This is a genomic window from Bradyrhizobium sp. 31Argb (assembly GCF_043638955.1).
Lineage (GTDB): Bacteria > Pseudomonadota > Alphaproteobacteria > Rhizobiales > Xanthobacteraceae > Bradyrhizobium.
Window position 1 is genome coordinate 18,525 of sequence record NZ_JBEGDB010000068.1, and the last position, 13,605, is coordinate 32,129.

Below are 13,605 nucleotides of genomic sequence, written 5' to 3' on the forward strand. Positions count from 1 at the left end.
AGATGGATTGCCGGGTCAAGCCCGGCAATGACGATGATCTACCCATTGACGCGCTCGACCCGTGCGACCACGGCCTTCGCGCGCAACTGGGCGAGAATAGCGCTCAAATGCTTGAGGTCATAGACCTCGAGGTCGATGGTCAGCTCGGTGAAGTCAGGCGAGCGGCGCGACATGTGGATGTTGTCGATGTTGCCGTCATGCTCGGCGATCACGGTCGCGATCTGCGCGAGGCTGCCGGGCTCGTTGACGTTGTGGACCAGGATGCGCGCCGGGAAGCGCTGCGGCATGGTCTCGTCGATGTCCCAGCGCACGTCGAGCCAGCGCTCGGGCTCGTCCTCGAAATCCTTCAGCGCCGGCGACTGGATCGGATAGATCGTGATCCCCTCGCCCGGCGTCACGATGCCGACGATGCGGTCGCCCGGCACCGCGCCGCCGTTTGGCGCGAACTTGACCGGCAATTCGGAATTGATGCCGCGCACCGGGATCACCGAAGCCGCACGCGCCGGATGCGGTGGCGTCTGCGCCTTGGCGGCAAGCGCCTTCTTGGTGCCGTAGCGCACCAGCCGCTCTTCCTTGTAATCCGGATACATCGCGCGCGCGACGTCGGAGGCTTTCAGTTCGCCACGGCCGACGGAAACCAGGACATCCTCGATCGAGGTGCGCGCCAGCCGCGGCAATGCGCCTTTCAGCTTGTCGTCGGCGTATTCGATCTTGGCGCGGGCGAACAGGCGGTCGATGATACGACGGCCGAGCCCGGCATATTGGTCGCGCACCGCGGCGCGGGTGGCGCGCCGGATCGCGGCGCGCGCCTTGCCGGTGATCGCGAGCGCTTCCCAGGCCGACGGCGGCGCCGACTGCGCCTTCGAGGTCAGGACCTCCACTTCATCGCCGTTCTGCAGCTCGGAGGACAGCGGCGCGAACTTGCCGTTGATCTTGCAGCCGACCGCGCTGTTGCCGACGTCGGTGTGAACGGCATAGGCGAAGTCGATCACATTCGCGTTGCGCGGCAGCGCGATCAGCTTGCCCTTCGGCGTGAAGCAGAACACCTGATCGTGAAACAGCTCTAGCTTGGTGTGCTCCAGGAACTCTTCCGGATTGGCGCTCTCGGAGAGAATGCCGATGGTATGGCGCAGCCAGGCAAACGCGTTGGACTCGTGCTTCAACCGCTCGGTCGGCGAGCCCGTGCCGTCCTTGTAGAACGCATGTGCCGCGATGCCGAATTCGGCGATCTGGTTCATCTCCTCGGTGCGGATCTGCAGCTCGACGCGCTGCTTGCCGGGACCGATCACGGTGGTGTGAATCGAACGGTAGTCATTCTGCTTCGGCGTCGAGATGTAGTCCTTGAAACGCCCGGGCACGACCGGCCAGGTCGTGTGCACGACGCCGAGCGCGCGGTAGCAGGCCTCGACGTCGCCAAGCACGATCCGGAAGCCGTAGATATCGGACAACTGCTCGAAGCCGATCGACTTGCGCTCCATCTTGGTCCAGATCGAAAACGGCTGCTTGCGCCGGCCGTACACGCGCGCGGAAAGGCCGTTCTTCTGCAGGTTCTTCGAAAGCTGGCTTTCGATCTCGCCGATCAGATTGCGGTTGCGCTCGGCGAGCGCATCCAGCCGATGCTTGACCACCGCATAGGCTTCCGGATCGAGCACGTGGAACGAGAGGTCCTCGAGTTCCTCCCGCATCTCCTGCATGCCCATGCGGCCGGCGAGCGGCGCGTAGATATCCAGCGTCTCCTCGGCGATGCGGCGGCGCGAGGCCGGCGGCACGAACTCCAGCGTGCGCATGTTGTGCAGGCGGTCGGCGAGCTTGATCAGGAGCACGCGGACGTCGTCGGCGATCGCGAGCAGGAGCTTGCGCAGGTTCTCCGCCTGCTTGGCCTCGCGCGAGACGAGCTCGAGCCGCTTCAACTTGGTCAGCCCCTCCACCAGCGCGCCGATCTCGTGGCCGAACACCTGGTCGATCTCGGCCCGCGTCGCCTCGGTATCCTCGATGGTGTCGTGCAGCAGCGCCGCGACGATGGTGGCGTCGTCGAGCTTGAGGCCGGTCAGGATCGCCGCCACCTCGAGCGGGTGCGAGAAATAGGGATCGCCCGACGCCCGGGTCTGGGTGCCATGCGCCTTCATGGCGTAGACATAGGCGCGGTTCAAAAGGTCTTCGTTGGTATCGGGATTGTAGGAGCGGACGCGCTCGACCAGGTCGTACTGCCGCATCATGCGGGCGCGCGGTTTGGGCGGCTTCTGCACCACCGCGGAGTCAGGCGCCACCGCGACCGCGTCGGTCGCGGCCTGCATCTGGCGGGGTGTGCGGCGCCAATACGCCATGGAATGACTGCCTCAACTCGCGAGCCAACCGCGGCTCGCGCCTCTAATCTAGTGCGCTTTCGAACCAAGCTTTAGCCTGTTCGAACCGAAAATCGTTCAATTTCCGTCAAGGCTTGAGGGACGCATCTCGCGGTCGGAATGTCAACAAAAGCAAAGGCCCGGACAATGCCCGGGCCTTCAGCCAGTCCAACCGTGTTGGGGGGACCGCCGCGAGGACCTATTCGTCCTCTTCGGGCTGCTCTTCCGGCGGCGCGAGGCCCTCGAGGCCTTTCAGCAGCTCTTCCTCGGTCATCCGCTCCATCGCCACTTCCGTATCGTCAGCATCGACGCTGGCGCCGGCCGAACCGATCAGCGGCACGGTGTCGGGCTCCGGCTCGTCGACCTCGACGAACTTCTGCAGCGAGTGCACCAGTTCCTCGCGCAGGTCTTCCGGGGAAATAGTCTGGTCCGCGATCTCGCGGAGCGACACGACCGGGTTCTTGTCGTTGTCTCGATCAACCGTGAGTTGTGATCCCGAGGATATCATCCTAGCGCGATGGGCAGCCAACAGGACCAGGTCGAACCGGTTGTCGACCTTATCAATGCAATCTTCGACGGTGACGCGCGCCATATGCTGTCGCTCCGTTAAGTTGGGACAGGAATTTGCTGATTATTGTGCGTTAGTTATAGGGCGAAGCGGGGTTTCGCAAGATTAAATTTGTGATTTGCCTTCGCCCAAACCTCTGCTAACCCGTGAGGGGGCCAGAAGGCCGGAGCGTCCGTAACGCGGCTAAGCGCCGTTGTGGACAAGTAACTCTCTTCATTGCATCGTCAAAAGTGTAGGTATTTCGCCCTCGCCGCACCATAATTGCGATGGTGACTGTGGTTGGGAAAGATTCACCGGACTTTAGGCTGCAACGCGAAACTAAGGTGCGCGGCTCGTCGCCGCTGCGCCGAGAAGCTAACAAAAGGCGAGAAACTTTGATGTCGTCACCCGTTTCCAACAAGATCGCGCTCTTTATCGATGGAGCCAATCTGTATGCAACCGCCAAGACGCTCGGGTTCGACATCGACTACAAGCGCCTCCTGAAGGAATTCCAGAGCCGCGGCACCCTGCTCCGCGCCTTCTACTACACCGCCATCATCGAGGATCAGGAGTATTCGTCCATCCGGCCGCTGATCGACTGGCTCGACTACAACGGCTACACCGTCGTCACCAAGGCCACGAAGGAGTTCATCGACGCCAGCGGCCGCCGCAAGGTGAAGGGCAACATGGACATCGAGCTCGCGGTCGATGCGATGGAACTTGCCGAGCATATCGACCAGATGGTGCTGTTCTCCGGCGACGGCGATTTCCGCTCGCTCGTCGAGGCGGTGCAGCGGCGCGGCGTCCGGGTAACCGTAGTCTCGACCATCGCAAGCCAGCCGCCGATGATTGCCGACGAACTCCGCCGCCAGGCCGACGTCTTCACCGACCTGGTGGAACTGCAATCCAAGCTCGGCCGCGACCCGTCCGAGCGCCCGGCCCCGCGCGAGCGCGGCGAGTCTCGCCACCACGCGCCGCAATTCCTGCAGCGCGCCACCACCACGGCGCCCCGGGCCGATGACGACGATTTCGACGACTAGCCTCCTTCCCGCCTCCATCGAACCCGACCGCAACTGCCCGCTCTGTCCGCGGCTCGCCGAGTTTCGCGCCGAGGCGCGTACGAAGCAGCCGGGCTGGTTCAATTCGCCGGTGGCATCCTTCGGCGATGCAGATGCGCGGCTGCTGATCGTCGGGCTGGCGCCGGGGCTGCAGGGCGCCAACCGCACGGGGCGCCCCTTCACCGGCGACTATGCGGGTGACCTGCTCTACGCGACGCTGCTGGAGTTCGGCTTTGCCGAGGGCGTCTACGAGGCGCGGCCGGACGACGGCTTGCGGCTGATCGATTGCCGGATCAGCAACGCCGTGCGCTGCGTGCCGCCGCAGAACAAGCCGTTGCCGATCGAGATCAACACTTGCCGAAAGTTCCTGGTGGCGACGATCGCGACCATGCCCAGGCTGCGCGCCATCGTCCTGCTCGGCCGCATCGCGCATGAATCGACGGTGAAGGCGCTCGGCCTGCGCAATGCCACTGCGCCCTTTACGCACGGCGCCGTGCACAAGGCAGGCAATATCCACCTCTACGACAGCTATCACTGCTCGCGCTACAACACGAATACCGGCGTGCTCACGCCGAAGATGTTCCGCGACGTATTCGCTCGGGTGCGCGCGGACTTGGATCGCTGATCCGGTAGGGTGGGCAAAGCGCAGCGTGCCCATCTTTCTTGCACCGGCCGTGAATGGTGGGCACGCTGCGCTTTGCCCACCCTACAAATCTAATTGCTTACCGGATTTTCCCGCAGCCATTCCAGCACATCGCCGGCGTTCCGGTCGGGCGGGAACACCGGATAGAAGACGTGGGTGATGCGCCCGTCGTCGATGATCAGCGCCAGCCGCTTGATCAGCGTCAGCCCCGCCACCTCCATGATCGGCAGTTTGAGCGCCCGCGTCAGCTCGAGCGTCTCGTCCGAGAGCACCGGGAACGGCAGATGCAGGCGCGACGCCATCTCGGTCTGGTATTCGTTGCTCTGCGTCGACAGGCCGAACACGTGGCTGGCGCCGGCGGCCTTGAGCTCGGCGAACAGGTCGCGGAAGGCGCAGGTCTGCGGCGTGCAGCCGCGCGCGCCCGGGATCATGTCCCAGTCGTCGACAAGCGCAATCTTGCCGGGCTCGCCAGTGCGCGGATAGGCGAACACCACCGTGCGCCCCTTCAGCGAAGACAGTGTCACTGACGTATCGTCGGTCGCCACCAGGCTGACTGGCGGGATCGCCATGCCCTCCAGATGCGCGGCGCCGCCATCATCAGTCGGCGCGGGGATCTTGCTCCAGTCGACTTCAAGCAGGTTTGGTTGAGCCATCTTACGCTCCGTCATGTGGCGAATGGCGAGTAGCGAATGGCGAATAGGGAAGGTCTCCGCCACTATTCGCCATTCGCCACTCGCTATTCGCTTATCTCACCCCCGCGCGCGCAGCAGGCGGCCCTTCTCGCGGCCCCAGTCACGCTTCTTTTCGGTCTCGCGCTTGTCGTGCAGCTTCTTGCCCTTGGCGACCGCGAGCAACAGCTTGGCGCGACCGCGTTCGTTGAAATAGAGCTTCAGCGGGATCAGCGTCATGCCTTCGCGATCGACCGCGCCCATCAACTTGCTGATCTGCTTCTTGTGAAGCAGCAATTTGCGCGGGCGCTTCGGCTCGTGATTGAAGCGGTTGGCCTGCAGGTATTCCGGGATATTGGCGTTGATCAGCCATATCTCGCCGTTCTTGGAATCCGCATAGGACTCCGCGATCGTGCTCTTGCCGCCGCGGATCGACTTCACCTCGGTGCCGGTCAGTGCAATGCCCGCCTCGATGGTGTCCTCGATCGCATAGTTGAAGCGCGCCTTGCGATTCTCGGCGACGACTTTGATCGGACGTTCGTTTTTCTCGGCCACTTCAGGATTTCTTGAGGAGATCGCGAATTTCGGTCAACAATTCTTCCTGCCGGGTCAATTTCGCCGGCGCCGGCGCTGCCTCTTGGCTGCGCTTCAACTGGTTCATGAGCCGGATCACGATGAACAGCACGAAGGCGACGATCAGGAAATTCAGGGTCAGCGTCAGGAAACTGCCCCAAGCCAATACGGCACCTTGCTTCTTGGCGTCCGCGAGGTTGCTGGCGGTAACCGCCTTCGACAGCGGCGTGAAGTAGTTGGAGAAGTCGAGCCCGCCGGTGATCGCGCCGATCACGGGCATGATCACGTCGCCGACCAGCGAATTCACGATCGCGCCGAAGGCCGCGCCGATGATGACGCCGACCGCGAGGTCGACGACATTGCCCTTCATCGCGAACTCTTGGAATTCCTTGAGCATGCGAAGCCCCTTCTCCTCGACCTGGCCGACCGGACCAGCCAGGCGCCACCCGACGTGCTTTAGTTAATCAGGCCGGCATGCACCATGGCACCGCGCACGGCCACGCGCGTGGATTCGGCAACCGGCACCATCGGCAGCCGCAGCCGCTCCTCCAGTTTGCCCAGCAGCGACATCGCGTATTTCACCGGCCCGGGATTGCTCTCGACGAAGAGGTTGGTGTGCAGCGGCATCAACTTGTCGTGCAGCTTCAGCGCGGTCGCGACATCGCCCTTCTGCCAGGCGGCATGGAACTCGGCGCATAGCCGCGGCGCCACGTTCGAGGTCACGGAGATGCAACCATGGCCGCCATGGGCCATGTAGCCGAGCACGGTCGCGTCCTCGCCCGAGAGCTGGTTGAAATCCTCGCCCATCGCCGCCCGCTGCTGCGACACCCTCACCATGCTCGCGGTGGCGTCCTTGACGCCGGCGATGTTCTTCAGTTCCCACAGCCGCATCATCGTGTCGACCGACATGTCGATCACCGAGCGCGGCGGGATATTGTAGATAATGATCGGGATTCCAATCGCATCGTTGATCGCCTTGAAGTGCTGGTAGAGCCCCTCCTGGGTCGGCTTGTTGTAATAGGGGGTGACGACCAGCACGGCGTCGGCGCCGGCCTGCTCGGCGTGCTCGGACAGCTCGATCGCCTCCTTGGTCGAATTGGAACCGGCGCCCGCGATGACGGGCACCCTGCCCTTGGCCTCACTGACGCACCATTCGACCACCCGCTTGTGCTCGTCATGGCTGAGCGTCGGGCTTTCGCCCGTGGTGCCGACCGGAACCAGGCCGTTGGTGCCCTCGGATATCTGCCAGTTCACCAGGGAGCGAAAGGCCGCCTCGTCCACGGAACCGTTCTTGAATGGCGTTACCAAAGCGGTGAACGAGCCGCGGAATTTTGTCTTGGCTGCCATGGACTTCCTCCAAACACCTCTAAGGGTTGCGGCGCGGGTCAGAAAGGCCAATTCATATCGAGTCCGGCGGCCAAGCGAAAGGGCCGCAGTCCCCGTCCCATTGCCAGCCGCGATTTTGCCGCTGTCATGGCGCAAATATCGCTTCCGCGACACTTTTAGCAATTTGTCCACATATTCAATCAAATACAGCTGAGGCCTCAGCGATCAGATGATTCGCCGCCGCAGAGGAAAGCCGTGACCCCTTCCCCCCGCGCTGCCGCATTGCGATCGACCGCCTTGGCGACATCGCTAGCGTTGGCCTTCGCCCTGGCCGCGATGGCAGAAGCCGCGGCCGGCCCAAATGTTCCCTTGCCAAAGCCGCGGCCGATCGCGCGCGGCGTGGTTCCGAAAACCACGCCTGCCACCACCGCGCCAGCGACTGCCGCTGCCAAAAATACCGCCACCGTTCCCCGGGCCACCTCGCCCAACGCACCTGCGCCGCCCCCAGCCCATTTGGCGCCGGCCACGCGCCAGCATGCAGCGCCGGTCCGCATCAAGCCGACAGTGCCCGCCGCCGTAGCCGCGACCTCATCGACCTCGCAGAGCGACAAGGACGCGCTCGAGAACGTCATCGAGCTCGTCCGCAAGCAGAAGCCCGGCGATGCGACGCAGGTCGAGGCGACGATCTCCGATCCCGTCGCCAGAAAGCTCGCCGAGTGGCTGATCCTGCGCAGCGAAAACAACGGCGCCTCGGTCGAACGCTACCGCGCCTTCATCTCCGCCAACCCGAGCTGGCCCTCGCAGACCTTCTTGCGCCGCCGTCTCGAGGCTGCGCTGTGGGACGACCGCCGCGAAGATGCCGCGGTCTGGTCGTGGTTCGAGAACGAGTCGCCCGTCTCGGCCAAGGGCCGGTTCGCGCTGGCCAAAGCGATGCTCGCGCGCGGCGACCGCGCCAATGCCGAGCGGCTGGCGCGCGAAGCCTGGCGCAGCGATCCCATGAGCGAGGACACGGAAACCACCGCGCTCGACCTGTTCGGGGCGCTGCTCACCGCCGGCGATCACAAGGCGCGCATGGACACGATGCTCTATGGCACCGAGCAGGAGGCTGCCGGCCTGCGCGCGGCCAAGCGGCTGGGCTCGGGCTATCTCGCGCTCGCCAAGGCACGGATCGGCGCCAACAAGAGAGCATCCAACCTGAGGGCGCTATTGGAAGCGGTGCCGCGCGAACTGCACGGCGACACCGGCTATCTGTTCGCCCGGATCCAGTTGCTCCGCCGTGAGGAAAAGTTCGCGGAAGCGGCGCAGTTGATGCTGAGCACGCCGAAGGATCCGGCGAGGCTGTTCAATGTCGACGAATGGTGGATCGAGCGGCGCCTGCTGGCGCGCAAGATGATCGACGTCGGCGAGAACCGCACCGCCTATCTGATCGCGCGCGATGCGGCGCTGCCCGCACGCGACATCTACAAGACCGAGCAGGAGTTCACCGCCGGCTGGATCGCGCTGCGCTTCCTCAGAGATCCCGGGCTCGCCGCGCAGCATTTCGCCCGCATCGGCGTTGGCAGCGTCAATCCAACCGCGCTGGCGCGCGCCGGCTATTGGCAAGGCCGCGCCGCCGAAGCCGCCGGCCGCGACCAGGAGGCGCGCGCGGCCTATCTGCGCGCGGCCGAGCAATCGACCAGCTATTACGGACAGCTCGCGCGGGCCAAGCTCGGCTTGCCGCAGATCGAGCTGAACGGTGTCCCGGGCGCACGCGGCCGCGGCGTCGAACGGTTGGAGATCGTGCGCGCGGCGCAACTGCTCTATGAGCTCGACGAGCGCGAGTTCGCAATTCCCCTGCTCGCCGACATGGGCGAGAACGGCGACCCTGAGGCGCTGGTCGGGCTCGGCGAACTGACGGCGCGCTACAGCGATGCGCGCGGCATGCTGTTGATGGGCAAGGCCGCGCTCAACCGTGGTCTGCCGTTCGACTTCTACGCCTATCCCATCAACGGGATTCCGTCGTTCAGGTCGATCGGCCCGGACATCGAGCGGAGCATCGTCTATGCGATCGCGCGGCAGGAGAGCGCGTTCAATCCGGCCGTGGTTTCGCCGGCGCAAGCCTATGGGCTGATGCAAGTCACGCCGGATGCGGGGCGCTATGTCTGCAAGCGCGCCGGCGTCGCGTTTGATCTGAACCGGATGAAGACCGACTCGGTCTACAACGCCGCGCTTGGCGCCGCCGAGCTTGGCGGATTGCTGGAGGACTATCGCGGCTCCTACATCCTCACCTTCGCAGCCTACAATGCCGGCCGCGGCAGCGTGCGGAAATGGATCGATCGCTACGGTGACCCGCGCGATCCCAAGGTCGACGCGGTCGACTGGGTCGAGCTGATCCCGTTCTCCGAGACGCGCAACTATGTGCAGCGGATCATGGAGAACCTGCAGGTCTATCGCGCGCGGTTCGGTGGCGGCACGCGGCTGCAGATCGAAGCCGACCTCCATCGCGGCGCCAGCGTCGAATAGGCGAATAGCGAATGGCAGGACAGGTTGGCTGTCCCGAGCAGCGCGCTTAACGACAGACGCGGCGCCCCCTGCTCTTGCGAACACACGCCCATCTATACCCGCTTGGTAGAATGCGGTGATCGGCGGCAAAATCGAACTATCAATATCGAACTATAGAGTGCAATCGGCGGCAAATAGCGGGCCGAGAACGGGGAAACGGAGAACTACGTCTACGCTATAGCCCTCCACGACCCTCCGAAATAAGGTCGCGGCTGAATGGCGATGCATGGTGAATTCCTCGCAGTCCGCTCACAACCGCTAAATCAGTGTGCCGTTCGCTGATGCTTTCGGAATCGACCTCAGTTTACGAGGCAAGTTGCTCGTGATGGATAAAGAAGAACATGCTGCCACAACTCTTGACCTATGAAGGATGCGAAAACACGCTGAACTGGCCGGGCGCGATCGACGCTCTGCGTCGGGGCCACAAGCTTGCTCGTCCCCAGCAGGGAGATTTGCTTCTGGGTTCGGGTGGCGCGAAGCTTCTAAACCGCGCCGCCCGAACCGAGGGGCTTGGTTTCGTGATCAAGGGCGATAGCGTGTTCTCCGGGAATGTGCAGAAGGGGCTGCCCTCAATACAGGGCGCGGTATTGCCCTACGATCCCGATTGCGGTTCGATGCGTGCTGTCATTGAGAGCAGACTGGTCACGCAATACAAGACTGCAGCGGACTCCGTTCTGGGTGCTCAATACCTGGCGCGCGCGAACAGCCGCCACCTGGTCATTATTGGAGCCGGGATGGTGGCTGCGACGCTGGCGCGGGCCTATGACGCAGCCTTTCCCAGCGTTGAGCGCATTTCGATCTGGTCGCGGCGTCCAGAGCAGGCCCAGACTCTTGCCGCAACGCTCAACAATATCAGGTCCGAGGTGGCAGTTGTTATAGATCTAGCGAAAGCGGTTGGAGAAGCCGATATCGTCTCGGCTGCGACCATGTCCCAGCAGCCCGTCCTTTTGGGGCAGTGGGTGCGCCCGGGCACGCATGTCGACCTGATTGGTGCGTTCACCCCGGACATGCGCGAGGCTGATGACAGCCTGATCGCCTCGTCTTTGGTCTATGTGGATTACTTCGATACGGTCGTCGACAAGATCGGAGAGCTGATACAGCCGATCCAGTCTGGTGTCATCACGCGGGATCATGTGCGTGGCGATCTTTACGATCTGGTGGCGGCGGACAGCCCCAGCCGCCGATCCGAGAAACAGATTACCCTCTTCAAGAATGGTGGGCGCGCACATCTCGATCTCATGATTGCCAATTACGTCGTGAACGCGGTGAATGCAGCCAAAGCGCCAACTCCGCCGAGATAACGCATTTAACGGGAATTTTGGACCCTGAAATAGTGTCGGTGCAGGATTCCCTCGGCAATGCTGCGCATTTGGACTAAGGTCGGCGATGGGCAGCGAAGCTGACATTCCGCAATGCCGATGCGAAGGTCCGAGGTGGGGTCGGTCGTGGCCGTTGCTACACTTGCGCCGGTAAACAACGGGTGATGCACGGCCGAATTTCCTCATCAGGTCCGTTTTGCGAGCATTACTCTATGCGCGACTTGTGCGGCAATCGGCGGTGTCTGTGTGGCTGTAGCGCAGAATATCGGGCCATGGAGGGCAATCGGCGGGGATGGCGGGCGGAGAGCGATGAAACGGAGAACTACGTTTACGCTATAGCCCTCCAAAATGGCGCTTAGCAAATGAGCAGAAGGTACGAAGAAGCAAACAAAATTTGCCCACGCTCATTGTCTAGCGCGACCATTTGGAAACTTTGTCGCGAGCTTCTGCACGGGACATAACGAGCGCGATCGCTGCGGCGGTCGCGCCGAAAATGCAGGCTCCTGTCCAGCCAAAGCAGGCATAGGCGAGACCAGCAACACCCGCCCCACAGGCTCCGCCCAGGATCATCGTGCCCATGAAGATGGTGTTGAGCCGGCTGCGGGCGGCCGGATCGAGCGCGAAGATGCGGGCCTGATTGGCGACCTGCGATGCCTGGACCGCGAGGTCGAGAACGAGAACCCCGATGACGATCGCAGCCAAGGAACCCTGGAACAGTCCGAAGATGGCGAACGCAACGACAACAAGGCCGGCGCCGATAGAAATGACGACGGCCGGCCCGCGCTTATCCGCCAGCGCGCCGGCGATCGGCGCGGCCAAAGCCCACCAACACCGACAAGCGCCACCAATCCCACCGCTGTCGCACCGAGATCGTAGGGCGGGCCGTCAAGCAGCAGGGCGAGGCTGGACCAGAACCCGATGAACGCCGCAAAGATCAGCGCTTGTGTCGCGACGCCCCAGCGCAGCACCCGATGAGTGCGCAGCAACGTCCACAGAGACCCGAGCAATCGGCCATAACTCAAATCCGAAGTCGGCTCCACCTTCGGCAGCATGGTGCCGAGAGCGACGGCGGTCGCCAGCATGAAGGCCGCCGCCGTCCAGAACACCGCCTGCCAGCCCCAGAGATCGGAAATCACGCCGCTGATCGTACGCGCGAGAAGGATGCCGACCAGAATGCCGCCCGTGACGATCCCCAGGACATGACCACGTTCGTGGGACGCTGACAGATGCACGGCAAGTGGAACGATCTGTTGCGTGACGGTCGCGAACAGCCCGATCCCCAGCCCCGCAACAACAAGCCACACGAAGCCCGGCGCAATGGCCGCCGCGACCAGTGCGGCGACAAGGGCAATCGTCGTCACCAGAATGAGCCAGCGACGTTCCAGCCGGTCGCCGAGCGGCACTAGGAAGAAGATGCCGACAACATTACCAAGTTGCGTCAAAACCGGCAGCAGCGCGACCGTAGCTGGCGAAAGACGAAACTCATCGGCCAACAACCCGAGCATTGCTTGATTATAGTAATTGTTGGCAACCGTCAGCCCAGCTGCGAAAGCGAGAACGGCGAGAAGTCCTCTATTGAGTGTGGATCGTTCGGATAAGCTTGCCGCGTTCTCTGCCCTTTGCATGGCAATAACCTTGGAGAATGGTAATGACGGCGACAAGCCATATCTCTTGCGCGCCGATTCAGCTCAGCTAAATTGCAGCGATGCCCCCTTCCGTTTCACTATTAGCATTGAGGGCGTTCGCCCATGTGGGGCAGCACGGCAGCGTGAAGCGCGCCGCTGCCGTCCAGGGCGTGACCCCAGGCGCGATCAGTCAGCAGGTCAAGCTTCTGGAGCAACGGCTTGGCGTGAAGCTTCTTGAGCGACGCAGTCGGGAGATTCGGCTGACGGCTGAGGGGCTTCGGCTCTTTGAGCCGCTTGCGAAGGGGTTTCAACAGATCGAGGATGCCGTTGGCCTCTTCGAGACCCGGCCCCAGGATCGGCATATTCTATCGGTCAGTACGACGGCATCCTTCGCTGCTTCCTGGCTCGTGCCCCGTCTCGGCCGGTTCTCCGACCGCCATCCGGGCATTCATGTCCGTGTGGACACGACCGCACGCCTCGCCGACCTGCGCAACGATGATGTGGACGTGGCGTTGCGCCACGGTCGCGGCGACTATCCCGGACTTGAAGCCTTCAAAATCATCGCGCCTCACCTCATCTGCGTGGGAAGCCCTGAGCTTGTTGCGAACGGTCCATCGATCGAGGGTATTGAGGATTGCCTTCGCTATCCGCTTCTTCAGGATCGTAATCGCTCGGTATGGCCAGCATGGTTCCGGGCGCATGGAGCGATGATCAGCGATACACAGGCACGCAGGGGCCCAAGCTTTGAGAACGACATGCTTTTGATCCGCGCGGCAATCGCCGGACAGGGATTGGCGCTCGTGCGCGACGTCTATGCCACCGATGAACTCGATGCCAAGCGCCTCTTTGCGGCTTTTGCAGAATCAGCCGCTACACCCGATTCCTATGAGGATGTTACTTTCGCTTGACGGATGTAGCTCCGACTGTCGGCCGGTCCGAGGTTGCGTCATTGCTCGCAGGATC

General features: G+C 63.0%; 12 protein-coding genes and 1 pseudogene. 5 read left to right on the forward strand and 8 right to left on the reverse strand.

Going from position 1 to position 13,605, the window contains the following annotated elements:
- Window positions 1–38 precede the first annotated feature (38 nt).
- Complete coding sequence (locus AAFX91_RS15845) at window positions 39–2,324, reverse strand: RelA/SpoT family protein (protein WP_394567066.1); 2,286 nt, start codon at window positions 2,322–2,324, stop codon at window positions 39–41.
- Window positions 2,325–2,541: 217 nt separating this feature from the next.
- Entirely contained in the window at window positions 2,542–2,934 is a 393-nt protein-coding gene (gene rpoZ, locus AAFX91_RS15850; RefSeq protein WP_027583153.1) for a DNA-directed RNA polymerase subunit omega, read from the reverse strand.
- Between the two features lie 353 nt (window positions 2,935–3,287).
- Here rpoZ and AAFX91_RS15855 point away from each other — a divergent pair, with 353 nt between their 5' ends.
- Both AAFX91_RS15855 and AAFX91_RS15860 read left to right on the forward strand, forming a co-directional pair.
- Window positions 3,288–3,929 (forward strand): NYN domain-containing protein, encoded by a 642-nt coding sequence (locus tag AAFX91_RS15855; protein ID WP_028166658.1) that lies wholly within the window; start codon window positions 3,288–3,290, stop codon window positions 3,927–3,929.
- Window positions 3,907–4,572: a uracil-DNA glycosylase gene (locus tag AAFX91_RS15860; RefSeq protein WP_394567067.1), complete on the forward strand. Its 666-nt coding sequence runs from the start codon at window positions 3,907–3,909 to the stop codon at window positions 4,570–4,572. Before AAFX91_RS15855 ends, AAFX91_RS15860 begins: the two co-directional genes overlap by 23 nt.
- 89 nt (window positions 4,573–4,661) lie before the next feature.
- On the opposite strand, the gene AAFX91_RS15865 is transcribed toward AAFX91_RS15860, so the two are convergent.
- The 4 genes from AAFX91_RS15865 to dapA all read right to left on the reverse strand — a co-directional run bounded on the left by AAFX91_RS15865 (window position 4,662) and on the right by dapA (window position 7,178).
- Window positions 4,662–5,243, reverse strand: coding sequence for a peroxiredoxin (locus AAFX91_RS15865; protein WP_394567068.1), 582 nt, complete (start codon window positions 5,241–5,243; stop codon window positions 4,662–4,664).
- Window positions 5,244–5,339: 96 nt separating this feature from the next.
- A complete protein-coding gene (gene smpB, locus AAFX91_RS15870; protein WP_130584182.1) occupies window positions 5,340–5,813 on the reverse strand; it encodes an SsrA-binding protein SmpB in 474 nt (157 codons plus the stop codon).
- Window position 5,814: 1 nt separating this feature from the next.
- A complete protein-coding gene (gene mscL, locus AAFX91_RS15875) occupies window positions 5,815–6,228 on the reverse strand; it encodes a large conductance mechanosensitive channel protein MscL (protein WP_282530770.1) in 414 nt (137 codons plus the stop codon).
- 59 nt (window positions 6,229–6,287) lie between these two features.
- Entirely contained in the window at window positions 6,288–7,178 is an 891-nt protein-coding gene (gene dapA / locus AAFX91_RS15880; RefSeq protein WP_130584180.1) for a 4-hydroxy-tetrahydrodipicolinate synthase, read from the reverse strand.
- A gap of 315 nt (window positions 7,179–7,493) precedes the next feature.
- Between dapA and AAFX91_RS15885 the strand changes: the two genes are divergently transcribed.
- Both AAFX91_RS15885 and AAFX91_RS15890 read left to right on the forward strand, forming a co-directional pair.
- The gene (locus tag AAFX91_RS15885) at window positions 7,494–9,659 is read left to right on the forward strand and encodes a lytic transglycosylase domain-containing protein (protein WP_394567072.1); all 2,166 of its coding nucleotides are present in this window, start codon (window positions 7,494–7,496) and stop codon (window positions 9,657–9,659) included.
- 380 nt (window positions 9,660–10,039) lie between these two features.
- Window positions 10,040–10,999, forward strand: coding sequence for an ornithine cyclodeaminase family protein (locus AAFX91_RS15890; RefSeq protein ID WP_394567069.1), 960 nt, complete (start codon window positions 10,040–10,042; stop codon window positions 10,997–10,999).
- A 429-nt stretch (window positions 11,000–11,428) separates the two neighbouring features.
- Here the strand turns inward: AAFX91_RS15890 and AAFX91_RS15895 are convergent, their stop codons facing one another.
- Window positions 11,429–11,836, reverse strand: coding sequence for an MFS transporter (locus AAFX91_RS15895; RefSeq protein WP_394567070.1), 408 nt, complete (start codon window positions 11,834–11,836; stop codon window positions 11,429–11,431).
- Window positions 11,803–12,642 (reverse strand): annotated as a pseudogene (locus AAFX91_RS15900) (MFS transporter); the annotation flags it as partial. The pseudogene AAFX91_RS15900 and the gene AAFX91_RS15895, both read right to left, overlap by 34 nt.
- Window positions 12,643–12,722: 80 nt before the next feature.
- Between AAFX91_RS15900 and AAFX91_RS15905 the strand changes: the two are divergent.
- On the forward strand, window positions 12,723–13,550 hold the full coding sequence (locus AAFX91_RS15905; RefSeq protein ID WP_394567071.1) for a LysR substrate-binding domain-containing protein: 828 nt from the start codon (window positions 12,723–12,725) through the stop codon (window positions 13,548–13,550).
- The last annotated feature ends 55 nt before the right edge of the window (window positions 13,551–13,605 follow it).